This is a genomic window from Agrobacterium tumefaciens str. B6, assembly GCF_001541315.1.
Taxonomy (GTDB): Bacteria; Pseudomonadota; Alphaproteobacteria; order Rhizobiales; family Rhizobiaceae; genus Agrobacterium; species Agrobacterium radiobacter.
This window is the reverse complement of record NZ_LMVK01000012.1, coordinates 77,936-100,195: the sequence shown is the minus strand read 5'-3', so window position 1 is coordinate 100,195 and position 22,260 is coordinate 77,936. Positions and strand designations below refer to the sequence as shown.

Here is a 22,260-nt window from a genome sequence, read left to right as displayed (position 1 = left end):
CATGGCCTTGCGTCTTTTGCGACGCGAGGCCCTTCGCGGACCGAAAGCCGGGGTCTGCTTTTCCTGCCTCTAGGCCTTGGGCTGGTCCACCAGCGTCAGCAGAGTTCCGATCTCGTCGGTTTCGATCTCCACCACCCAAAGGTCGCTGTCGAAACGCCGTTCCCTTTCCAGAAGAGCGGCACTTTCCTCGCCATCCGCACCCGCAAGACGCGTTTCGAAACGGCGCTCGGCACGGATTTCCTCATCATCGGCGAAACTTTGCGGCGCGGGCCCATAGAGGTTTTCACGGCCATCGCGCAGACGCTGGCGAACAAAGATCGCCCCCGCCTCCTCCGCCCCCTTCTTTTCGACGGCGGCAAATCCGCCGGCGGCGAAGACGCGGCGGATGAGGGCTGAGACGAACATTTCGGATTTGAGGCGCATGGGGTGCTTTCGATGGAGACGGTGGGCGGGTTCTCACTGCTGGGTTACGCGGACGAAGGTGCATGGGGCTTACCCCCCTCTGCCCTGCCGGGCATCTCCCCCTCAAGGGGGGAGATCGATCCGCCGCAGGCGCTCGCCCACCTCAACGCTTGAGAATGGAGCAGTGAAAGAGCCTCTTGCCGATCTCCCTCCTTGTGGGGGAGATGCCCGGCAGGGCAGAGGGGGGTAAGCCCCATGCACCCTCGGCTGCTGTCAAAACCTCAAAGCGCCCCGATCGACTTCAGCTTCTTCAGCACAGCCTCGCTCGGCTCACCGGTTTCCGGCAGGCGGTAATGTTTCTCAAACGCGCGGATGGCATTGCGGGTCTGCTGGCCGGCAACGCCGTCCACCTTCACATCGGCATAGGCGATATTGATCAGCCCCTGCTGGATCCTGGCGATCAGCTCGCGGTTTGCCGGCTTGGCGGCATTGGCCGAACTGTTGAGGGAGGCCGGTTCGGCCTTCGGGCGCGGCGCTTCCGCCTTGCGGATGGCGGCGGCGACGGGGTCGATCTCGACGCCGCCGGTGCTATCGGCAGGCCGATCCCTGGGGATCGCGGCAACCGTTGCGCCATCGATCCGGAGTGCCGCCAGCACGCGGGTCGTCGGCTCGCCGGTCTGCTCCATGCCGAGCGTTTCTTCGAAGAACATGATGGCGGCGGCGGTGCGTGGACCCATGCGGCCATCCGCCTCGCCTTCGTAAAGTCCGCGTTTCTTCAGTTCGGCCTGAATATCGGCAACGATCTGCTGCGGTTTCTGGCTTTCGGCGGCGGGTTGCGCCGGCGTTTCGGCCGCTGGCTGTTGCGCCGTTTCCGTCTCTGCCGGTCGTTCTATGCGAAAGGTGGTGACGTTGCCGTGCGTGCCGAGCGGCTCGGCCGGGCGATAACCGGCAATGCCGTTCGGGTTTTCCGCATCGCGCGTGCGCAGGAAAGGCGACGGATGCACACCCGGCTGATACCAGAGCGCATTGGCGGCGACAAAACCGAATACGACCGCGAAGGCGCCGCAGCTGCCGACCATTTTCGGATGGCGCAGGATTTCGCGCCCGATGGCCGAAACCACCAAGGAAACAATCCCGGCGCCAATCTGGGCCGTTGTTTTCTTAGGCGATTTTCGCTTTCGCGGGGCCATCGTCACCATCCTTTTTCATCATTGCGGCCATGTCACCGAGCTGCCGGATGCGCGGCGGAAATTCCACCATGCTTTCGGCTTCGGCACCTTCGCCCTCACCCGCCATGCCGGAACCGTCGGCAGGCAAAGTGATCGTTACGACTGTTCCCTCGCCGGGCTTGCTGGTGATGGCGAAAGTGCCGCCATGCAGTGCCACAAGCCCCTTGACCAGGGACAATCCCAGACCCGTGCCCTCATAGCGACGGGTATATTCATTCTGAACCTGCATGAAGGGCTGGCCCAAGAGTTCAATCTTGTCGGAAGCGATGCCGATGCCGGTATCGCTCACGGTCAGCTTCAGCATCGCGCCCTCACGCGCGGCGTCGATCGACACCACACCACCCGCATCGGTGAATTTTATGGCGTTGCCGGCGAGATTGATGAGAACCTGCCGGATGGCGCGCTGATCGGCCGAGATTTCGCCGATGCCCCGCTGGATGCGGCTGGTCAAAGTCAGGCCTTTTTCCTTCGCCTGCAGGCCGAGCATGGCCTCGCAGGACGAGATGGTCTCGGCAATCGGGAAGCTTTCCATCATCAGCTCGTAACGGCCGGCTTCCAGCTTGCTCATGTCAAGCATCGTGTTGACGACCGACAGGAGATGGGCGCCGGACTGGCGGATGAGGCCGACATATTCCCGCTGGCGATCGTTCTCCAGCCGGCCGAAATATTCGCCGGCGAGAATATCGGAAAAACCGAGGACGGCATTGAGCGGCGTGCGCAGCTCGTGGCTGACAGCGGCAAGGAAACGCGACTTGGCGTCATTGGCCGATTCCGCCTCCGCCGCCTTGCGGGCGACATCGCGGCGCAGGCGTTCCATCTCGGTAACATCGGAGAGCTGGGCGACGATGCGGCGCAGCCGGCCGCTGGCGCTGCGGATCGCCGTCATCTCTATACGCGCATGCATGAACTGCGCCTGACGCGACTTTGCACCGGTCTCGAAGCGGAGTTCGGCGGTTGCCCTATCCTCGCCCTGCCGCAGCAGGTCGAAGGCCTGCATCAGCTCGATACGGTCGGAGACATAGACATATTCAACGAGGGCATGGCCCTGGCTGGCCTGTAGATCGGCCGGGAAGGTCGCGAGATCGCGGCCGGAGACGTGTTCGACGAAGCCGGTATCACCGATCATGAGCACGAGGCCCGGCACCTGCGTAGCGGCGATCAGGTCGTTATCGCCAGACGAGGCGGAAAAGGAGGACGCACCGCGCGCGGGACGGGAAAAGGCGATCAGCAGCGCTGCGGCGGCCAGAAACAGCGCCAGCACCAGAGCGGCGCCAATGGGCAGCGCGATGGCGGGGCTGATGACAAGGCTGAAGAGGGCGGGCACCACGAAAAGACCAACAGTGCTGAAGGCAATCAGCCGGCGCAGGCGCGCAACGGTTCCGGCGCGCCTTTCGGCGTCCTCTTCCATGCGCGCAAGCCATCTGCCTGCGGCATGGTCGACCAATGCGACCGCTTTTTCTCTCATATTACGCAATACCAACACCGAATCCCTGAGGCGGTTCTAACGGCTCCGACAATAGAAGGCGGCGGCTTAAGGAATGGATAAAAAGAATAGCGTCAAAGGCCTGCCAAAGGCGTCGCAGTCCCATTACGGGGCATTTATTCCAAGCTTTGCCAATCATGGTTAATGACGGGTAAGCGACGGATTTCGCTTCATTTTTGCCATCATGTTAACTTTTGTGGCAAGGCGGACCACAGCTTTGCCCCGGAACGCGCGGCCTCTGTCGCAATTATGCTTAACATGGACTGTTAAAATGCGAATGAATTGATGGCGGGCGTCCCGATACGACGAGAATAGATACAATTTGAATTAAATTGCGTCGCTTTTTGCAATCGGCTGTTCGCCGGTCGCGTGTAGCTTCTTCACAAGCCCGAAAAACGGGACAAAGGCCGATGATCCGGAACCGGGCGGGGCTTTAGAAAACAAAGATCATCTGGCAGGGTAGTCTGACAATGTGGTTTCTGATCAAAGGAACATTCTGGTTTTCACTGGTGCTGGTGGCGCTGTCCTATTTCGGCAGCAGCAACGATCCGACCAAGGAACCTTCGGCATTTGATCTTCCCAGCGCCGTTTCGGCAGCCGGTGAAGCCTATCGTTATGTCAGCGCCATCTGCATCGAAAAGCCCGATGTCTGCGTCAAGGGCGCCGAAACCTTCCATGCGCTCGGCGAACGGGCAAAGGAAGGCGCAAAGGTCGCCTATGAACTGCTGGACAAGCAGCTTGCCTCCGGTGAAAAATCCGCTCCCGCCGCTGAAGTCGCAGCGGAGATCGAAAAGCTGGCTGGCGCTCCTGTCGTCAGCGTCGAATTTCCCGGCAATACCGACATGCTGAAGACCGGCACCGTCATTCCCCTGCCGCAGAAGCGCCCTGCTCCCTGATCTTGCCAGCCCCTGATCTTGCAAGCACCGCGCCGCGCCTTTTTTTGCAGACGGAGATTTCCGTCCGCCGAATGCCTGCCAAACTTGCCCACGGAGACCTGTTTTCCGTGGGCTTTTTCGTGGCCCATGGTTCAAAACCGGCCGCACTTGCCCTATATCCTAGCAAAGACCTGCAATAACGGATGATACGGCGCGCAAATGGCCTCTCTCGAAACGATCCTTGACGATTTCGCTTTCCTCGACGACTGGGAGGACCGCTATCGTTATGTCATCGACCTCGGCAAGGCGCTGCCCGATCTGCCGGAGGACGAGCGCACGGCCGAAAACAAGGTGCATGGCTGCGCCAGCCAGGTCTGGCTCGTCAGCCATAGCGACGGCGCGGAAGACCCCCTGCTGACCTTCGAGGGCGATTCGGATGCGCATATCGTGCGCGGCCTCGTCGCCATCGTGCTCGCCGTCTATTCCGGCAAAAAAGCCTCCGACATCGCCGATCTCGACGCCATCGAGGTATTCGACAAGATCGGGCTGGTGGAACATCTGTCGTCGCAGCGCGCCAACGGCCTGCGCTCGATGATCAAGCGCATCCGCGAGGAAGCACGGCTGCTGGCCGCCTGAGCGCTCATCCCGCCGTCATCCCTGGCGCCATCGAGGGGCGATAATCCGCATCGCCCCAATGGTGATTGTTGCCACGGGCCCGAACGGCTGGCGGCGCATAATGGCGGGCAAGCGCCAGCAGTGCGGCGCGCAGCAGCAGTTTTGCCGAGCGCGCCGGCCATTGCCTCTCCCGCTCCACCGTCTCCAGACCCTTTTCGAAGCAGCAGACATCGATGGCAACGCCCGACAGTTCGGGCCCCATCGCATCCGCCGCGCGGGAAAACCGCGCCCTTGCCGCCATTGCCGCCTCGGTGAGATCGAGCGCGCCCCCCGCCTCCCCCTTGGTGCGGCTGGCTACTCTCGGCTCCCATGTCGCCGTCACCTTCGGATTGAGGTGACCGCGATGAAAATCGGCGGCGAGGCGCTCGCCTGCCGCCAAAGCATCCGCCGGGAAAAACACCGTGCCATCCCGCTCCTTCAGCCTTGAAACGCTGGTCAACGGTGAGGTGTTGAGGTTGCGACGGGCCGGTTGCTTCGCGTCATCGACATCCACAACAACAGTCTGCATATCCCGATGCTGTTCCTGAAAAACCTCATCGCGGTCTTTTGCCATTGCGCGTTTCAGATAAGAGGCGAGCGGCGGCGCGGCGAAAAGGGTGTTTTCCCGCTGTTCCGCCAGTCCGGAAGAAACGGCAAGCCGCACCGTCGCCGCCGGAAACCGCAGCGGGGGATGCCCTGCCCGCGCCCGGTGCAGGACAATATCGCCGCCCTCCTGCGAAATCTCGGCCGCGCCCGCAGCGATGCAACGCAGCAAGCGCAGGAGGTGAGGATTTGAAGAGGCCGCCGGGACGCGTTTCACCTCATTCATCCCGGCCCCCTTTCATCACGTTGAAAATACTGCCGGTGAGCCGCTCGAGCGCGGCGACGAACTCATCGAATGCCGGTTCGTCACGCCGGTCCTCCACCACCTGGCAGGCATGGCCCACCGTCGTCCTGTCCCGGCCGAAGCAGGGCCCGATATCCGACATGGGAATGCCGAGCTGCACATGGCACACATACATGGCGATCTGGCGGATATGGCGCTCCGTGCGCCTGATGTCGCGGCGCACCAGCGTTCGGTCACCCGTCAATTGCACCATCTCGCCGGTGAGCTGCCGTACCAGACGGCAAAGACGGGGAATCTCATCCCGCCCGGCCGCAGACGGCCAATGGCGAAAAGGACGATTACCGACCCGCACACAAGGCCGCGCGGCGGCAGACAGAAACACAGTATCCGACGGCATATGCAACTCCCCTACGAATAGGAATTAATTCATACACCTGAGAACGACTGTGGGGAAGCGTAAATTTTGCGGGGAAGAATATGCGGTTGATATGGCTATATATTTGCAGAAATGACGAACACAATAAAGGATTTTTTTCCTCAACGGAAATTGCACGCGACAATAAAAAAGCCGGTCTGCGGACCGGCTGAACATTCATGTGAAGGTAGAAAAAGCTTCAGAGCAGCATAGGGAGCGGGCAAGTTCGCCTTGCCGCCTTCTCCCGGGTGGGGAGAAGGTGCGGCAGCGGGTTGAGTGGCGAGGGAAGAACAAGCCCCGCCGACCCGTCGTTACAATCAGCGGCTGGCCTTGCGGCGCTGGCCGAGACCCATTTCCTTGGCGAGCCGCGAACGGGCTTCGGCATAGGCGGGCGCAACCATCGGATAATCGACCGGCAGGTCCCATTTTTCGCGATATTCTTCCGGCGTCATGCTGTGATGCGTCGTGAGATGCCGCTTCAGCGACTTGAACGAGCCGCCGCATTCCAAACAGACGATATGATCGTCCTGAACCGACTTGCGGACAGAGACGGCAGGCTTCTGCTTTTCGACATTGACCGCCACCGATGCCGGTGCCGATGTTCCGCTAAGTGCCGTGTGAACATCCGAAATAAGGCCGGGAAGCTCAGTTACCGGAACGACGTGGTTGCTAACATAGGCAGCCACAATATCCGCAGTCAGTTCGACCAGCAGATCCTGGGCGTTACCGTATGCAGTTTCCGTCATTTAAGTATCTCCTGTTTATTAATCCCCTGAAGCGGGCGAACGCCGCATCGAGCGATGTGAAGTTACCCGGTGCCCCACCTTCGCCTTGTTGAAACCAACATGAAACCTACCCCTAGATTTCGAGCGAAAACCGGAAACGAATTGGTCCGAGATTCAACTTATGGCCCGCGACATGGGCAGCAATGGTCCGACGGGCCATAGATTAGACATTAATAAAATGCCTATGCCGACTATGAAGAGGCTAGATGCAAATCGCGATTAGCAACTTTACACTTAATTTGGATAACAGCAAAACAGCAAAAGTCAAATTCCTAGTGTCAATTTTTCAGTTCAAAACAGTCTAATTGGAATACAAAAAATTACGGGTAATAAAATACTATGCCTAGTAGTAATTGAAAATGAAGACCCCCATTTATTAGGGGGATTTTCAACTTCAAATTTTCTTGATGTCATCAACTACCGATTTAACGGCAAGCGGATAACCTGCCTTGTGAGCGGCCATGGCAAGAAGATGTGCAGAGACCGGCGCGGTGAGGACAAAAAAGAAAAAGCCGGCCAGCGCCCGCGCCAGCGTCGGGATTTCCATGGAATGAATGCCGACCGCGAGAAGCAGCAGGCCGGAGCCCACCGTTCCCGCCTTGGAAGCTGCATGCATGCGTGTATAGACATCTGGCAGCCTATTCAGCCCGATTGCCGCGATCAGCGAGAAAATGGCGCCTGAGATCGTCAGCGCCGCAACGAGAATAGCCATGATCCAAGCCATCATCGCCTGCCCTTTCCTTTTTTGCCGTCGGCACCTGTTTCCATTGTTTTTTCAATGGCTTCAGATGCCCTCTCACCATCGAGAACCGCCGTCGGCCTGCGTCGGCCGTCCGGGCCGCGCGACAGGACGAAGCGGGCAAAGGCCACCGTTGCCAGAAACCCGACCAGACCAAGCGCAATGGCGATATCGACGTAAAGATTGAAGCCGGTGCGGATGGCGATAACAGCGATAAAGCCGATGGCGATGCCCACCAGCATGTCGAGCGCGACGATGCGGTCCGGCAAGGTGGGGCCGACGACGACGCGATATACTGTCAGCAAAAAGGCGGCCGACAGAACAACCGATGCAAGTATAGTTGCAAATGAAACTGTCTGTTCTGGCGTCATATCTGAAACGCCTCCATGATCTTTCTTTCGAAGCCATTTCTGATGTCGTTTTTCGTGGCTTCGATATCGCTGCAGTCGATCGCGTGCACGTAAAGCGTTTTCCTGTCCGCGGAAACATCGACGGAGAGCGTGCCGGGGGTGAGCGTGATGAGGTTGGCGAGCAGTGTGATCTCGAAGTCCGTCGTCACCGTCAGCGGATAGGCGAAAATGCCGGGCTGCACGTCGAGCTTGGGCCGCGTCACCAGCACGGCGACCTTCCAGGCCGAGAGCGCCAGCTCCTTGAAGAACAGCAGCACCAGCGACAAGACGCGGGTAAGCCGCAGCCAGTGGTTACGTCCGCCCGGCAGCTGGTGGCGGATGAGGCCGAGCGCCAGTGTCGAAACGATCAGGGCGAAGATGATGTTCGCCAGGGTGACGCTGCCCGTCACGGCGAGCCATACGGCAACGAACAGCAGTTGCACGAGATAGAGGCTCATGGTTTGCCTCCTTCGGAAAAGACCGACTGGATATAGGCCTGCGGGTTGCCGAGGCCTGCGGCCGCCTGCTGGCTGAGATTGAGCAGGCTTTCCGGAAACAGGCCGAAGAATACCACGAGCAAGGTCAGCCCCACCAGCGGCGCGAAAGACGGAGCCGCCGACGGCGACGCCTGCGGGAAGGAAGGCTGACCGGGGGATGCCGCAGCGGGACGCCAGAAACACAAAAGGAAGATCCGCCCGAAGGCGATCGTGGCGATGAAGCCGGAGGCGAGGATGGCGCCGGCGAGCCACCAGGCGCCGATATCGATCGCCGACTTGACCAGCACCGCCTTCGGCCAGAAGCCGGAAAAGGGCGGCAGGCCGGAACCGGCGAAAAACAATGCCAGCGCCAGCGCCGAAAACCACGGAGCCTGCCGGTAAAGCCCCCTGAGTGAGGTGAGGCTGAAGCTGCCGCCGAGACGGGCGGCATGGCCGGCGGCGAGATAAAGCGCCGTCATCAGCACCATGGAATGCAGCGCGTAGAAAATGGCGCCTGTGACACCGGATGGGGTGCCGATGGCGATGCCGGCCATCATGTAACCGATGCCTGATATGACGATGTAACCGAGCATGCGGCGGATATCGTTCTGGGCGAGCGCGCCCATGGCCCCCAGCACCATGGTGAGCGCCGCGGAGATGGCGATGACGATGCTGAGTTCTTCCCGCTCGACCGGAAACAGCATGACCATGACACGCAGCAGCGAATAGATGCCGACCTTGGTGAGCAATCCGCCGAAAAGCGCGGAAACGACGATGCGCGGCGTGTGATAGGAGGCCGGCAGCCAGAAGTTCACCGGGAAGGCCGCGGCCTTCATGGCGAAGGCGAGTGTAAAGAGGCTCGCAAGCGTCATCAGCGGCGCGGTCTCCCGCAGAGCCGTCGCCTTCTGCGCGATATCGGCCATGTTGAGCGTGCCGAAGATGGCGTAGAGATATCCGACCGTGATCAAAAACAGCGTCGTGCCGATGAGGTTCAGAATGGCGTATTTCAGCGCGCCGTCGATCTGCTCGCGCGTCGAACCGAGCACGATCAAGCCGAAGGACGAGATCAGCAGCACTTCGAACCAGACATAGAGATTGAAGATGTCGCCGGTCAGGAACGCGCCGGTGACGCCGGCCATCAACAGCAGCAAGAAAGGATAAAAACCGTATCGCCTGCCGCTGGCGTCGATATCCGCACCGGCATGGATGGCGCCCGCAAGTGCGACGATGGCGGCCGCAAGCGACAGCAGCGCCCCCGTCAGGTCGGCGGTAAAGGCGATGCCGAAGGGCGGCAGCCAGCGGCCCATCACCATGGTGAACGGGCCTTCAGTGGCGACCTTCCATAAAAGTGCTGCATCCAGCAGGACCAGCAGGAACAGCGCCGCGATGGCAACGGTCGCGTGATGGCGGATGGCGTGGCGCATCATCATCAGCACCGCGCCTGCGCCGATGCAGAGCGCGATGGGGAGAATGATCAGCCAGTCGGCAAGAGGCACAGGCGTCGTGACGAGCGCTGCCGAGAGATCAGTGACTGCTGTTGTGGTGGTGGATGCCATGTTGTCTCAGCCTCGTCGCTCAATAACCGAGCGGCGGCAAGGGCTCGCCTGCGGGTTCTGCGGTGCGCATCTCGTCCGTGTCGTCGGTCTGCAGTTCCTGAAACGCACGCCAGGTCAGCACCAGAAGGAAACAGAAGAAGGAAAAGGAAATGACGATTGCCGTGAGAATGAGCGCCTGCGGCAAAGGATTGGCCGCCCCTGCGGGCAGCGTGTCCATGCCGGGCGGAATGATCGGTGGCACCTCGCGCGTCAGCCGGCCGGCGGTGAACAGCAGGAGGTTCACCGCATTGCCGAGAATGGCGATGCCGAGCAGCATGCGGATGCTGTGGCGCGACAGCATGAGATAGATCGCCACCGAAAAGAAGATGCCGACGAGAATCGAGAAGACCGCTTCCATCAGTCGCTTTCCCTTTCTTCCAGCGCCAGCGCAATGGAGGTGATGGCGCCGACCACCACGAGATAGACACCGATATCGAAGGACATGACGGTGGAGAGCGGCATTTCGACACCGAACAGGCTCGGATAGACCCAGAGCCCGGTCATGAACGGCACGCCGGCGGCCATCGAGACGAGGCCGGAAAGCATGGAGAGCAGCAGCCCCGCCCCGGCAATCGACAGGGGATGAAACATGATGGCGCGCCTGACTGCCGTGACGCCATAAGCGATGCCGTAGATCGCCAGCGCCGAGACCGCGATCAATCCGCCGATGAAACCGCCGCCCGGCTCGTTATGGCCGCGCAGCAGCACGAAGATGGAAAACAGCACCATGAGGCTGGTGACGACAGGAGTGACGGTGCGCAGAATGAGCGTGTTCATGCCCGTGCTCCTTTCTTCTTCGCGGTTTTGGCCGGTCCCTTTACCGCGGCGGCCGGACGGATGCGGATCAGCGCGAGGATGGCAAGGCCCGTTATCATCACGACAGCGATTTCGCCGAGCGTATCCGTGCCGCGGAAGTCAACGATGATGACGTTAACCACATTGGCGCCGTGGGCGATGACCTTGGAATAGGTGTTGTAGAAGTCCGTCAGGCGGTTGTCGAAGCTCGCTTGCGTCGCGCGCATCAGGAACAGGGCAAAGCCGGTTCCGCAGGCAATGGCGATGGTGCTGTCGAGAAGCTTCTGGCCAAGGCCGCGATGGTCTGACGGTGACAGGCGAAGCCGCGTCATCACCAGCGTCAGGATGACCACCGACAGCGTCTCGACCATGAATTGCGTGAACGACAGATCGGGCGCGCCGAATAGCAGGAAGATGACCGCCACCGCAAAGCCCTGAATCCCGAGCGCGATGATCGCAGTCAGCCGGCTCGACGCCGTCAGGACAGCGACAAGGCCCGCCACGGCGATGGCGATGAAGGTCAGCTCATGGACCGGCATGTCACGCGGCCATGACGGCATGGACGGCAATTCGCCATAGAGGAACAGCGGCACCAGCAGCACGGCGGCGATGACGGCGAAGGTGGCGGTTACGTAGAACTCCAGCCGGCCGGGCTGAATAAGCCGGGTAACGTGGAACGAGACTTTCACCAGCATTTCGATGAAGACGTCAAAGCCCCTGTCAGGCCCGGCCCCCAGCGCCGTGAAGGTGCGGGCCATCAGGCTGCGGACAGCGGAAAGCTGCGTATAGAGGACGATACCGAGCGCGATGGTGAGCAGCGACAGGCCGAGCGGCACGCCAATATGGGGAATGAGCGAGATTTCCACCGGGCGCACCTCGCCGGCAATGGCGCTCGCCATGGGCGTCGAAATGTAGAAATGCGCAATGCCGGAAAAGAGAGCGATCGTCAGCCCCTTCAGAGCCAGCAGCGCCGGACCGAGCCACAGCAGCAGCGGACCTTCATGCGCGGGTTTCGGCGTTTTCACCGGCTTGCCGAGAAAGGGTTTCAGCCCCACGGCAAAGGCGACGGCGAACATCAGCCCGTTGCCGAGAATGGCGATGCCGGCAAACAGCACGGCTCGTGGATTGCCATGCGCCAGCGCATAATAAATCTCCTCCTTGGCGAGAAAACCGAAGAAGGGCGGCAGGCCGGCCATGGAAATCGCAGCCGCCAGCGCTGCCGCAAAGGTGATGGGCATGGCTTTTCGCAAGCCGCCGAGCTTCGTTATGTCGCGGGTGCCGGCCTCATGGTCGATGATGCCGGCGACCATGAAGAGCGCGCCCTTGAACAGCGAATGCGCCACCAGATAAAGCACCGCCGCCTCGATGGCATGGTCGGAACCAAAGCCCGTCAGCATGACCAGCAGGCCGAGCGAGGACACTGTGGTGTAGGCAAGCATCAGCTTGAGATCGGTCTGGCGCACGGCGAGCAACGCGCCGGTGAGCATGGTCAGCCCGCCGAAGAAGGGCAGCAGGATCTGCCAGGCGGCGGTATCACCGAGCACCGGATTGAGCCGCATCAGCAGATAGACGCCGGCCTTCACCATGGTTGCCGAATGCAGATAGGCGGAGACTGGCGTTGGCGCTTCCATGGCGTTGGGCAGCCAGAAATGGAAGGGAAACTGCGCCGATTTGGTAAAGGCGCCGCCGAGAACCAGAAGCAGCGCGGCCAGATAAAACGGGCTGTCACGCAATATATCGCCGCCGCGCACCAGCATCGACAATTGCGTGATGCCGCTTATATCCCAGATGAAGATCAGCCCGGCGAGCAACAGAAGGCCGCCACCGCCCGTCACCACCAGCGCCTGCAGCGCGGCACGGCGCGAAGCTGCGCGCTCATGGTCGAAGCCGATCAGCAGGAAGGAGGTGATCGAGGTGAGTTCCCAGAAGACGAACAACATCAGCAGGCTGTCGGAAACGACGACGCCGAGCATCGCTCCCATGAACAGAAGCAGGAAGGACAGGAAACGGCCCTGCTGCGGATGGCCTTTCATATAACCGCCCGCATAAAGCACGATCAGCAGCCCGATGCCGGTGATGAGCAGCGCAAAGGTGAGCGACAGGCCGTCGATGAACCAGGAGAAGCTGAGATTGAAGCTCGGCACCCAGGCATAACCGCCGGTCACCACGCCGCCTGCCGCGATCTCGGGCAGCATCAGCGCAAAATGCACGAAGGCGAGAGCCGGCGCGATCGCCAGAACCCATGCCGCATTGTGACCGAACCTTTTCACCAGGGCCGGCGCGGCAAGCGCTGCCAGAAACGGCAGAAACAGCGACAGGAATGTCAGCGGCGTGACATCTGATGTCATTCACATCTCCCGGGATGTCCCCCATCCCTGCGCGCCACTGAATGGCGTTCTTCTTTCAAATCGGCTTTTCAGTTAAGGCATAGACACGGGCATCTCAACCCAAATCGGTACGCCCTGCCCATAACGAACGCGTTATGACGCCCATCCCCTTTCAATCCGCCTCAGTGATGATTATTTGAGGCGGGAACAGAAAGGATCATTCCATGAGCGATCTGACATCCCCCAAATTGACCAAGACCGATGCCGAGTGGCGTGAGCAGCTGACGCCGGAGCAATATCGCATCCTGCGCGAACACGGCACCGAGCGCGCCTTCACCGGTCCCTATTGGGATACATTCCAGAAAGGCCTCTACCGCTGTGCGGCCTGTGACGAGCCGCTGTTCCTCTCCGACACGAAATTCGATGCCGGCTGCGGCTGGCCGAGCTATTTCGAGCCGGTGAAGCCGGGCGCCGTGACGGAACATCGCGACGCGAGCCACGGCATGGTGCGCACCGAAATCCGCTGCGCCAATTGTGGCGGCCACCTCGGCCACGTCTTCCCGGACGGCCCGCCGCCCACCGGCCTGCGTTATTGCATCAATGGCCATTCGATGGTGTTCGAGCCGGTCTGATAAAGCTCAGGGTGAAAGGCCGGCTGCCCTTGCCGGCCTTTCACCCTGAAAAGGCTGTCTCGACAGCCGGACCGGAGAGTGAGATCATCGCCGTCTCATTCCTTCCGGATCACCGCCATGACACTCGAAACCATCCTCATTTTCATCCCCGCCTGTTTTGCCCTGAACATGGCTTTCGGGCCGAACAATCTGCTGTCAATGACAGTGGGTGCGCGCTACGGCATGGCGACGGCGGTAATGGCGGCAAGCGGCAGGCTGGTCGCTTTCGCGGGCATGATCGCGATTGCAGCACTGGGCCTCGGCGCACTTTTGATGGCCTCCGAGATGATGTTCTCGCTGATCAAATGGATCGGTGTTCTTTATCTGCTGTGGATCGGCTTCAAACTCATCCGCTCAAAGGCTGAGGTTACCGCCCCTGACGTATCCTCGGGCAACGGCAATGTTCTCAAAACCTATCTGCGGCAGGAGTTTTTCGTCGCCTCCGGCAACCCCAAGGCTATTTTGATCTTCACGGCCTTTTTCCCGCAATTCATCCAGCAGGACGCCTATTGGCAGAGTTTCGCCACGCTTGGCGTGATTTTCCTGCTGCTCGAGGTGGTGGCGATTGCCGTTTATGCCTTTGTCGGTTCACGACTGTCCGGTCTCATGCGCAATGCGCGCGCCTTGAAGCGCGTCAACCAGATCAGCGGTTCCATGATGATGGCCTTTGGTGTCATGCTCGCCTTCGCCCGGCGTCCGGCCTGAAGGGAAACCGCCTAGCCTGCTAGCCTAATTTCAGCTCCATGCAGGTCAGGTCCAGCCAGCGGCCGAACTTGATGCCGACTTCCGAAAACCGGCCGACGACCCTGAAACCAAGGCTTTCATGCAGGCGGATGGAGGCGATGTTTTCCGCCTCGATGGCGGCGATCAGCACATGCACGTCGTTGCCCGCGGCATGATCGATCAACGCCTGCATCAGCTTTTTGCCGATGCCGTGGCCGCGCGCATCCTTTTGCACATAGACCGAATGTTCGCGGGTATGGCGATAACCGTCGAAAGCGCGCCAGTCACCGTAGGAAGCGTAGCCTGCGACCTTGCCGTCGAGGATGGCGACGATGACGGGAAAGCCGCGTGACTTGCGGGCGGCGAACCATTCCTTGCGGTTTTCCAGATCGACCAGCACGTCATTCCAGATCGCCGTCGTATTCAGCACCGCGTCGTTATAAATCTCCATGATGCCGGAGAGATCGTCCACGGTCGCATCGCGCAGTTCCACCGTCATTTTATCTTTCGCCCTCGTCGTTCCCGAAAGCGTCACTGCCTGACGCGATCCCCACGACCCTTAAGCGATGAGGTGGCGCAATGTCCAGCGCCTCGCTCGCCTGTCGAAAACGTGGGCTTCAGGATGCCAGCGGAACGAGGCTGAACGAGGTGACCACGGCGAAATAGTGAACCGCGGCGGCGGAAACCACGAAACCGTGCCAGATGGCATTCTGGAACCGCAACTTTTCCCAGACATGGAAGATGACGCCGAGCGAATAGATGACGCCGCCGGCAACGATGAGCCAGAGCGTGACCGGCGAAAGATGTGTCGACAGGGGCTCGACCACCATGATGCCGCTCCAGCCCATGGCGAGATATAGGCCGATGGCGACCCGGTCGTAACGGCCGGGAAACAGGCATTTGAGCAGGATGCCGCAGAGTGCCGCAAGCCAGATCAACCCCAGCATGACGGCAATCAGCGGATCGTCGATACCGCGCATCAGAAAGGGCGTATAGGTGGCGGCGATGAGGATGAAGATCGCCGAATGATCCAGCCGGCGCAGGAACCATTTCACCCTGGAGTGCGGCCAGATATTATAGGTGAAGGAGACGGAAAGACAGGCGACAAGGCCGAGACCGTAAATCCACGCGGCGGCGATCGCGCTGAGGCTGCCCCACGCCATCGCGTAAAAAATCAGCGCCGTCGCGCCGATAAGCGCAAACACGATGCCGACCCCATGGACGATGCCATCGGCGACAATCTCGTGAAAATCATACTGGCGCCCGAACCGCCACATCTCGCTCATGGTCCATTCCCGTCTGCGTGCTTTCATCAAAGCATGGAGCCAATATTAGACAGGAACAAGACAGCGGCCGGTTAACGGCAATCAAATTGCGTTCGAGACTGTTGCGAAAAGAGAGGTCCGCCGTTTCCCTCATTCCTGTGCTTTCACAGGAATCCAGCCGACGCGCGTCTGCGCGGCGAAAGGACTCTTCTCAGCCCAAGGACTTGGTCTGGCTGGATCCCTGTGACAAGCACAGGGATGAGGGTGAGAAAGGGCGGACGCAACATGTCACCACGAAAATATTTCACAAAGCTGCGGCGCATTCCTGGCAAAACGGCGTATAGGGCACCGCCTTCAGCCGATCCTCCGAAATCTTCTTGCCGCATTTGACGCAGGTGCCGAAGGTGCCGCTCGCGATGCGGTCGAGTGCGGCGTCGATGGCGCGCAGCTCGTCCTGCCCCACCTGCCCCAGCTCGTCCAGCACCTCGTCATTGCTGCGTTCGCTGGCGCGATCCTCGTCATCGGGATTGCGAGGCTCTTCGAAATCGGCCTCGATCTTGTGCAGGCGGCGATAAAGCTCGCGCTGGCGGTCACGCAGGATTTTCTCGTAAGTTTCGACATTCATGGTCTTTTCCTCCAGCCGGCGCGGGCGGAAAACCCGCCCGCAACCCAAAAACGTCAAGCCTTTATCGATCCACCAGCACCGAGCATTTGGCGTGGCGCACGACGCGGTCGGCGGTGGCGCCGATGAAATAATTGCTGAAATCAGGCGTGTGCGACGCGATGATGATGAGGTCAGCCTTATGTTCCTCGGCGGCGGCGATGATCTCGCGCGCGGGTGCGCCGCTTCTGATTTCCTGGCTGCCCTTGAAACCGGCCCTGGTCTTGAGGTCCGAAAGCTTGGTCTTGGCGTCCTTGATGGCGTTTTCGATCAGGTCGACAGGCAGATCGATCGCCATATAGCCCGGCAGTTCCTCGACAACGTTGATGAGAACGATCTCGCCGTCCGGATCCAGCAGCGCCTTGGCCTTTTCGAGAATCTTTTCCCCCTTGTCGGTGGCGCTGAGGTCTACCGGTACGATGATCTTCTTGTACATGGCTGTCTCCTTTGGCTTGATCCGCCGTTTGGCGTGTCGGGCTAGACTTATATTTCCCCGCCCGCGCAGCCTTCACCTTGATCGAAGTCAAAGCCGGAGCCGGGCCCGAACGGGGCATTGTCAACGAATAGTGGACAGTCAATCGCCAGACGGTGATCTTTGCTGAACGACGAAACCAGCCCATATTCGCCTTCGACAAACGCCGCAAAGCGGCGTCGGCCGATAGTTTCGGCGACCGATCCGCCCCGGGGCGCTTCGGATTCAATATGGAGATCATGATGAGTGAAATCAAACAATTCGCCCTGACGCGGCCGGCCTATGTCGGCCAGGCGCATCTCGTCGTTCACGATCTGCCGCGCGTTTCGGATTTCTACCAGAAGATCATCGGTCTTTCCGTTCTTGAAAAGAACCCGAGCGGCGAAGTGCTTGGTATCGGCGGCCAGCCGCTTCTGACACTTTCCACCTCCAGCACGGCGGAACGCGCGCCGCGCAATGCGGCAGGCCTGTTCCACACGGCCTTCCTGATGCCGAGCCGGAACGACCTGGCCCATTGGCTGGCGCATGCCGCCCATAACAATATCCAGTTTCAGGGCGCATCCGACCATCTGGTGAGCGAGGCGATCTATCTCGCCGACCCGGAAGGCAACGGCATCGAGGTCTATCGCGACCGTTCGCCGGATGAATGGACCTACCAGCCTGATGGCACGGTTGAGATGGCCACGCTCGGCCTCAACCTTCAGGCGCTTTATGACAGCGCGCCGAAGACCGCATTCACCGGTGCGGCGGAGGGAACCGCCATCGGCCATATCCATCTGCAGGTCGGCAATATTCCGCAGGCGGATGAGTTTTATCAGGGTGTGCTGGGGCTGAAGATCATGGCGCGGTATCCGGGTGCGAGTTTCTTCGGCTCCGGGGCCTATCACCACCATGTGGCCGCCAATATCTGGAACAGCCGCGGCGCTGCGGCCCGCAAGGACAATATGACCGGCCTTTCCGGCTATTCGCTGAAATTCAACGAACAGGCCGCGCTCGACACGGCTGTTGCCGCACTCGACCGGCTGGAAATCGCCACCGAAAGGCAAAGCGACGGCATCGTCCTCAGAGATCCCTGGGGAATTGGGCTAAAGCTTTCCGCCTAAAGCAAAAAGGGGCGGCAGAAATTTCTGCCGCCCCGGAACCGCCACATTTTTCGAACGTTTGTCACCTTATTGGGGGACCGTTCGATGAATGAAAATGCCAGGCCGGAGAAGACCGGCAGCTTGGTCAGCACCGGGGCAAACGCCGGCGCCACCGCCGGAAGCATTCCGGCAACAAGAGCGGACCCGCTGGAAGTACCGGCTTCCGCCCCACGCCGTGACGATGCGCGCAGCCAGCAGCCGCTTGGCCGCGAAGCGCTGAATGTGGTCGGCGCCTGGTCGGTGATCGGCTTCTTCCTCATCATGCTGATGGCGGTCATCCACGAATTGTCGCTCATCCTCATTCCGGTGGTGATGGCCATCGTGGTCGGCATGATCCTCGGCATCGCCGCTGAAAAACTCGGCTCCTACGGCATTCCCGGTTTCGGCGTTGCGCTTATCCTGTCGAGCCTCGTGGCGGCGGTGATGTTTTTCGTCATCAATTCGCTGACCGAGCCGCTCTCGCTCCTCGCTTCCGAAGGCCCGGCGCTGATTGAACGCAGCATCGATCGTTTCCTGCCCTATCTGCAAAGCCTGCGATGGCTGAATATTTCGGCGGCCAGTTTCAGCATGGGGTCAATGTCGATGGAATCGCTGATTTCGCGCAGCGGCGAGATCATCTCCGTGCTCGGCTCCAACATCACCCCCGCGGTCATTCAGGGCCTGATCTTCCTCGCTGCGCTGCTGATGTTTCTCTATAGCCGGCTGCGGCTGCGCAAGGCGATCATCATGGCCTTTCCGGCCCGCCACCAGCGGCTTCGCACCATCCGCATCATCGGCTCGGTGGAAGAGGTGCTCGGCACCTATTTCGCCACGGCGGCGCTGATCTATGCCGGGCTTGGGGTGACGATGGTGGTCATCGCCTATTTTGGCGGGCTGGCCATGCCGCTGCTCTGGGGGCTGTTTGCCTTCCTCTCCAGCTTCGTGCCGTTTCTCGGCATCACCGCCATGACGATTTCGCTGACGGTGGCAGGCATCATCACCCATGACAACATCGTCCTGGCGCTTCTGCCGGCGGCGATCTTCTTCACCATTCACCTGCTGATGGAAAACCTCGCCTTTCCGGCGGTCGTTGGCCGCAACATGGAAATCAACCCCTTCCTCGTCTTCGTGATGATCATCTTCTGGACGTGGATGTGGGGGGCGGCCGGCGCCATGCTCGCCCTGCCGCTGTCGCTGATCGCGATGACGGTGACGCGGGAGCTATTCCCCTCGCGCCGGGTTGTGCCAAACTTGCCTGCCTAGCCTTTTCCGAAAGGCGCATCAGGGCCGCTCAGGAAGCGAGCGGCATACCTTCGCGGGTTGCCATGCGGCGCTCGTGCTCGATCAGCCATTTCTTGCGCCACAGCCCGCCGCCATAACCGGTCAGGCTGCCATCCGCGCCCAGCACCCGATGGCACGGGACGACGATTGCGATCTGGTTGGCGCCATTGGCGCGGGCCACCGCGCGCACGGCAGACGGCCTTTCCATGGTGGTTGCAAGCGAGGAATAGCTGACGATCTCCCCCGCCGGAATTTCCCGCAGGCTGCGCCAGACATCGCGCTCGAAGGGCGTGCCGTGGCCAGCAAGCCTTGTCTCGAAGGCGGCAGAATGCCCGGCGAAATAAGCCTTGAGTCCCGCTTCAACCGGGCCGGTCACCGCCGTACGGCCCAGCACCATATCCGCGCCGGTGCGCGTCTTCAGCCGCTTCAGCTCGGCGGGAAGCGCCGGCCGGTCAGCAAATTCGAGGAGATGCAGGGCATGATCGTCGGCGACGACGAGCATCGGGCCGATCGGCGTATCGATCCAGTCGCCCTTCAGGAAGCCCTTGCCCTTCATGGCCATGGGTGAAGCGCCGAAGAACTGGTTGATGGCGGCGCGGAAACCGCTGCCGGAATCGTAACCGGCATCGATCTGCGCACCGATCACCGCTTCGCCGGAAGCAATGCTCTCCGCCGCATCGCCCAGCCGGCGCAATCTCGCGATTTCCAGGAAGCTCATGCCGAAACGGCGCTTGAAAGTGCGGCGCACGGTGGAAGGATCATGGCCGAGCGCCACCACATCCTCCTCGCGCCAGCGCCGCGCCGGTTCGTTTTCCAGCGCCGTCAGCAGCGAGGTGACGGTCTCATCGGCGGTGCCGTAGGACAACATCGGCTTGCAGCGTTTGCAGGGGCGGAACCCCGCCTCCAGGCATTCGGCGATGGTCTCGCGGAACCGGCAGTTCTCGATCTTCGGTTTGCGCGCCGTGCAGGTGAAACGGCAGAAGATCTTCGTCGAGGTCACGCAGACATAGGCCACGCCCTCATAGGCGGGGTCCTTGTTCACAAGGGCTGAATACAGGGTTTCGGTGTCGGGGCGTTTGAACAGCATCATGGGGAGGATGCTAGCGCAAATTTAAGCGGCATGCCGCCGAAAAACGGGCGTGGATGTGGCTCATCTCCCTCTTTCCTGTGCTCGTCACAGGAATCCAGTCGGCGCGCGTCTGCGCGGCGAGGAAAATCCTTTCAGCCCAAGGACTTGGGCTGGCTGGATTGCTGTGATGAGCACAGGAATGAGGAAGAAGCTTCCCCTTCAATTCCCCGGCGGCGCAAAGGACGGGTCGTCCAGCCTTGTGAAAATCACGCCGCGCGCCTTCAGCGCCAGAAGGCCTTTCACCACGCCCTCACCCGCTTCATGGGTGGGCTGGTTGATATGGGAGATGATGACATCGCCATCCCTGGCGGAAGCGATGTGTTTCGCCGTCGTGGCCGCACCCAGCAGCGAGCCGCCATCGCCATTGACGGAATAACCCGCGACCCGCATGCCCAGCCGGTTGATGGTGGCCATGGACGAGCCTGTGTATTTCGCCGTCGCCCCCCGGAACCATTGCGGCTGGATGCCGGTGGCGGCGACGATCGCCTGACGGCCGCCCTCCACTTCCTGCTCGACCGCGGCTTGCGAACCGGCGGCGGCAATGCCGTAGATGGAAACGGGCTTGTCCACCGCCGGCACATGGTTTTCGCCGTGATTTTCGATCTCGAACAGATCCGGATGCGCCATGAGGACTGCAAGCGCCTCGCTGTTATGTTTCAGCCAGCGGGCGGTGACGAAGATCGTCGCGGGAATGCGCTCGCGCACCAGCGTATCGAGGATGCGGTGATCGGTCTTGCCCATGCAGGCATCCAGCGTCATCGCCACCCGCACCCGGCCGTCATGCTGCGGCGTCATTTTCAGCGACGGCTCGACAAGGCCGGTTCCCGCAAAAGCGGCTGAAGAGGCGGAGAGAAACAGGGCGGCAATGAAGAGGCGACGCAGCATTTTATGTTCCGGAGTGTGAAGAGGTGGCAATCCGCCTGCAAAGCGCCCGAATTATGGCGCGGTTTCCAGCACGGACAGGGCTTCCAGCGCCTCTTCCACCCGCTGGCGTTCCGCGCTGGTGAGCGGCAGGATCGGCCGCGGCGGTTCACTCACCGTCAGCGATAGGATATTGGCGGCGGCGTAAACAACCCGGATGCTGCCGAATTCCCTGAACAGCGCCCAGAGCGGCTGGAAGGCCGCATCGATCCGTTTCACCTCTTCCGCATTGCCGGCCTGAGCCGCCCGCATTAGCCGCAGGGCCGGAATCGGCAGCAGGCCGGCAACGACGCTGTACCATGTGTCGCCGCCGGCAAGTGGGGCGTCGGCACAGCCCCAGTCGCCGCTGTAACCAATGGCGAAATCCTCCGACAGCTTGGGGCGCAGCCGCGCGAGCTCGCCGGCATAATCGGAATCGGCCGGCAGCGGCATCTTGATGGCGCGGATATTCGGGATATAGGCGAGCCGCACCAGAAGCTCGTCGCTGAAGGTGAACCGGGTGGTCGTCGGGTTGTTGTAGATGGCGAGCGGCAGGGCCGTCGCGCCAGCCACGGCGGCGAAATGGTGATAGGCCTCTTCCTGCGTCAGCGGCGTGTAGGACACGGGTGCCAGCAGCAGCGCATCGGCGCCGGCGGCTTCCGCATCCTTCGCCAGCGCCACGGCTTCATCGGGGCGCAAAGCGCCGACACCCGCCATCCATATGCGCCTGCCCTTGAGGATGGCGGCGGCGGCCTCGATGGCGCGACGTCTCTGTTCCCGCGTGAGATACATATAGATGCCGGTGCTGCCGAGAATGCCGATGGAATCGACCGCCGAAGTATCCAGCCGCTCGATCAGGGCCGAGAAGGCTTCACCATCGACCCGCCCCGCCTCATCGGCCGGCGTAATCGGAAAAGCCGAAAGTCCCTTGAATCGTCTCGCCATGTCTATGCCCCTCACTTCGATCGGCAGTCAGGGTTACAGAGCCGACCGCACGGCCGCAACCAAAGCGGCGGCTAAACGCTG

At 61.0% G+C, this 22,260-nt stretch carries 26 protein-coding genes; 6 read left to right on the top strand and 20 right to left on the bottom strand.

All coding sequences use genetic code 11. The features are described from left to right. Positions 1 to 69: 69 nt before the first annotated feature. The 3 genes from ASB65_RS10635 to ASB65_RS10625 all read right to left on the bottom strand — a co-directional run bounded on the left by ASB65_RS10635 (position 70) and on the right by ASB65_RS10625 (position 3,096). A complete protein-coding gene (locus ASB65_RS10635; RefSeq protein WP_003509247.1) occupies positions 70 to 423 on the bottom strand; it encodes a DUF1491 family protein in 354 nt (117 codons plus the stop codon). Between the two features lie 260 nt (positions 424 to 683). Further along, positions 684 to 1,592 carry a peptidoglycan-binding protein gene (locus tag ASB65_RS10630; protein WP_003509248.1) on the bottom strand — a complete coding sequence of 303 codons (909 nt, stop codon included), beginning with the start codon at positions 1,590 to 1,592 and terminating at the stop codon, positions 684 to 686. Further along, entirely contained in the window at positions 1,564 to 3,096 is a 1,533-nt protein-coding gene (locus ASB65_RS10625; protein WP_060723946.1) for a sensor histidine kinase, read from the bottom strand. The genes ASB65_RS10630 and ASB65_RS10625 overlap by 29 nt, the downstream gene beginning before the upstream one ends. A gap of 488 nt (positions 3,097 to 3,584) precedes the next feature. Here ASB65_RS10625 and ASB65_RS10620 point away from each other — a divergent pair, with 488 nt between their 5' ends. Both ASB65_RS10620 and ASB65_RS10615 read left to right on the top strand, forming a co-directional pair. Further along, a complete protein-coding gene (locus ASB65_RS10620; protein WP_060723945.1) occupies positions 3,585 to 4,010 on the top strand; it encodes a DUF5330 domain-containing protein in 426 nt (141 codons plus the stop codon). Positions 4,011 to 4,208: 198 nt separating this feature from the next. Then, positions 4,209 to 4,625, top strand: coding sequence for a SufE family protein (locus tag ASB65_RS10615; protein ID WP_060723944.1), 417 nt, complete (start codon positions 4,209 to 4,211; stop codon positions 4,623 to 4,625). A gap of 4 nt (positions 4,626 to 4,629) precedes the next feature. Here the strand turns inward: ASB65_RS10615 and ASB65_RS10610 are convergent, their stop codons facing one another. The 10 genes from ASB65_RS10610 to ASB65_RS10565 all read right to left on the bottom strand — a co-directional run bounded on the left by ASB65_RS10610 (position 4,630) and on the right by ASB65_RS10565 (position 13,032). Continuing rightward, complete coding sequence (locus ASB65_RS10610; RefSeq protein WP_060723943.1) at positions 4,630 to 5,472, bottom strand: DUF6456 domain-containing protein; 843 nt, start codon at positions 5,470 to 5,472, stop codon at positions 4,630 to 4,632. Next, positions 5,465 to 5,887, bottom strand: coding sequence for a helix-turn-helix domain-containing protein (locus ASB65_RS10605; protein WP_060723942.1), 423 nt, complete (start codon positions 5,885 to 5,887; stop codon positions 5,465 to 5,467). Before ASB65_RS10605 ends, ASB65_RS10610 begins: the two co-directional genes overlap by 8 nt. Positions 5,888 to 6,222: 335 nt before the next feature. Beyond that, positions 6,223 to 6,651 (bottom strand): MucR family transcriptional regulator Ros, encoded by a 429-nt coding sequence (gene ros / locus ASB65_RS10600; protein ID WP_003509257.1) that lies wholly within the window; start codon positions 6,649 to 6,651, stop codon positions 6,223 to 6,225. 433 nt (positions 6,652 to 7,084) lie between these two features. Beyond that, a complete protein-coding gene (gene mnhG / locus ASB65_RS10595; RefSeq protein WP_003509259.1) occupies positions 7,085 to 7,417 on the bottom strand; it encodes a monovalent cation/H(+) antiporter subunit G in 333 nt (110 codons plus the stop codon). Beyond that, the gene (locus tag ASB65_RS10590) at positions 7,414 to 7,800 is read right to left on the bottom strand and encodes a cation:proton antiporter (protein ID WP_003509260.1); all 387 of its coding nucleotides are present in this window, start codon (positions 7,798 to 7,800) and stop codon (positions 7,414 to 7,416) included. Before ASB65_RS10590 ends, mnhG begins: the two co-directional genes overlap by 4 nt. Then, entirely contained in the window at positions 7,797 to 8,276 is a 480-nt protein-coding gene (locus ASB65_RS10585; RefSeq protein WP_020812977.1) for a Na+/H+ antiporter subunit E, read from the bottom strand. The genes ASB65_RS10590 and ASB65_RS10585 overlap by 4 nt, the downstream gene beginning before the upstream one ends. Then, the gene (locus ASB65_RS10580; protein ID WP_020812978.1) at positions 8,273 to 9,850 is read right to left on the bottom strand and encodes a Na+/H+ antiporter subunit D; all 1,578 of its coding nucleotides are present in this window, start codon (positions 9,848 to 9,850) and stop codon (positions 8,273 to 8,275) included. Before ASB65_RS10580 ends, ASB65_RS10585 begins: the two co-directional genes overlap by 4 nt. 19 nt (positions 9,851 to 9,869) lie before the next feature. After that, positions 9,870 to 10,247, bottom strand: a complete 378-nt coding sequence (locus ASB65_RS10575) for a Na+/H+ antiporter subunit C (RefSeq protein ID WP_003509263.1) — start codon at positions 10,245 to 10,247, stop codon at positions 9,870 to 9,872. After that, positions 10,247 to 10,666, bottom strand: coding sequence for a Na(+)/H(+) antiporter subunit B (locus tag ASB65_RS10570; RefSeq protein ID WP_003509264.1), 420 nt, complete (start codon positions 10,664 to 10,666; stop codon positions 10,247 to 10,249). The genes ASB65_RS10575 and ASB65_RS10570 overlap by 1 nt, the downstream gene beginning before the upstream one ends. Beyond that, positions 10,663 to 13,032, bottom strand: coding sequence for a putative monovalent cation/H+ antiporter subunit A (locus tag ASB65_RS10565; protein WP_060723941.1), 2,370 nt, complete (start codon positions 13,030 to 13,032; stop codon positions 10,663 to 10,665). The genes ASB65_RS10570 and ASB65_RS10565 overlap by 4 nt, the downstream gene beginning before the upstream one ends. Before the next feature lie 203 nt (positions 13,033 to 13,235). Between ASB65_RS10565 and msrB the strand changes: the two genes are divergently transcribed. Together msrB and ASB65_RS10555 are read left to right on the top strand one after the other, a co-directional pair. Next, entirely contained in the window at positions 13,236 to 13,643 is a 408-nt protein-coding gene (msrB, locus tag ASB65_RS10560; protein ID WP_003509266.1) for a peptide-methionine (R)-S-oxide reductase MsrB, read from the top strand. A gap of 117 nt (positions 13,644 to 13,760) precedes the next feature. After that, complete coding sequence (locus ASB65_RS10555; RefSeq protein WP_003509272.1) at positions 13,761 to 14,387, top strand: LysE family translocator; 627 nt, start codon at positions 13,761 to 13,763, stop codon at positions 14,385 to 14,387. A 19-nt stretch (positions 14,388 to 14,406) separates the two neighbouring features. Here ASB65_RS10555 and ASB65_RS10550 read toward each other — a convergent pair whose 3' ends face one another. The 4 genes from ASB65_RS10550 to ASB65_RS10535 form a co-directional block, all read right to left on the bottom strand. Continuing rightward, a complete protein-coding gene (locus ASB65_RS10550; RefSeq protein WP_003509274.1) occupies positions 14,407 to 14,904 on the bottom strand; it encodes a GNAT family N-acetyltransferase in 498 nt (165 codons plus the stop codon). A gap of 118 nt (positions 14,905 to 15,022) precedes the next feature. Further along, positions 15,023 to 15,691, bottom strand: a complete 669-nt coding sequence (gene trhA, locus ASB65_RS10545; RefSeq protein ID WP_003509275.1) for a PAQR family membrane homeostasis protein TrhA — start codon at positions 15,689 to 15,691, stop codon at positions 15,023 to 15,025. A gap of 283 nt (positions 15,692 to 15,974) precedes the next feature. Further along, positions 15,975 to 16,295, bottom strand: a complete 321-nt coding sequence (locus ASB65_RS10540) for a TraR/DksA family transcriptional regulator (protein WP_003509276.1) — start codon at positions 16,293 to 16,295, stop codon at positions 15,975 to 15,977. A 61-nt stretch (positions 16,296 to 16,356) separates the two neighbouring features. Next, on the bottom strand, positions 16,357 to 16,767 hold the full coding sequence (locus tag ASB65_RS10535) for a universal stress protein (RefSeq protein WP_003509277.1): 411 nt from the start codon (positions 16,765 to 16,767) through the stop codon (positions 16,357 to 16,359). Positions 16,768 to 17,045: 278 nt separating this feature from the next. On the opposite strand from ASB65_RS10535, the gene ASB65_RS10530 reads away from it, so the two are divergent. Together ASB65_RS10530 and ASB65_RS10525 are read left to right on the top strand one after the other, a co-directional pair. Then, positions 17,046 to 17,906, top strand: coding sequence for a VOC family protein (locus ASB65_RS10530; protein WP_031234474.1), 861 nt, complete (start codon positions 17,046 to 17,048; stop codon positions 17,904 to 17,906). A gap of 84 nt (positions 17,907 to 17,990) precedes the next feature. Next, entirely contained in the window at positions 17,991 to 19,187 is a 1,197-nt protein-coding gene (locus ASB65_RS10525) for an AI-2E family transporter (RefSeq protein WP_060723940.1), read from the top strand. A gap of 28 nt (positions 19,188 to 19,215) precedes the next feature. On the opposite strand, the gene ASB65_RS10520 is transcribed toward ASB65_RS10525, so the two are convergent. The 3 genes from ASB65_RS10520 to ASB65_RS10510 all read right to left on the bottom strand — a co-directional run bounded on the left by ASB65_RS10520 (position 19,216) and on the right by ASB65_RS10510 (position 22,179). Then, positions 19,216 to 20,295, bottom strand: coding sequence for a bifunctional transcriptional activator/DNA repair enzyme AdaA (locus tag ASB65_RS10520; protein ID WP_060723939.1), 1,080 nt, complete (start codon positions 20,293 to 20,295; stop codon positions 19,216 to 19,218). 198 nt (positions 20,296 to 20,493) lie between these two features. Next, entirely contained in the window at positions 20,494 to 21,219 is a 726-nt protein-coding gene (locus tag ASB65_RS10515; RefSeq protein WP_060723938.1) for a polysaccharide deacetylase family protein, read from the bottom strand. 51 nt (positions 21,220 to 21,270) lie between these two features. Further along, positions 21,271 to 22,179, bottom strand: a complete 909-nt coding sequence (locus ASB65_RS10510) for a dihydrodipicolinate synthase family protein (RefSeq protein ID WP_060723937.1) — start codon at positions 22,177 to 22,179, stop codon at positions 21,271 to 21,273. Positions 22,180 to 22,260: the final 81 nt, after the last annotated feature.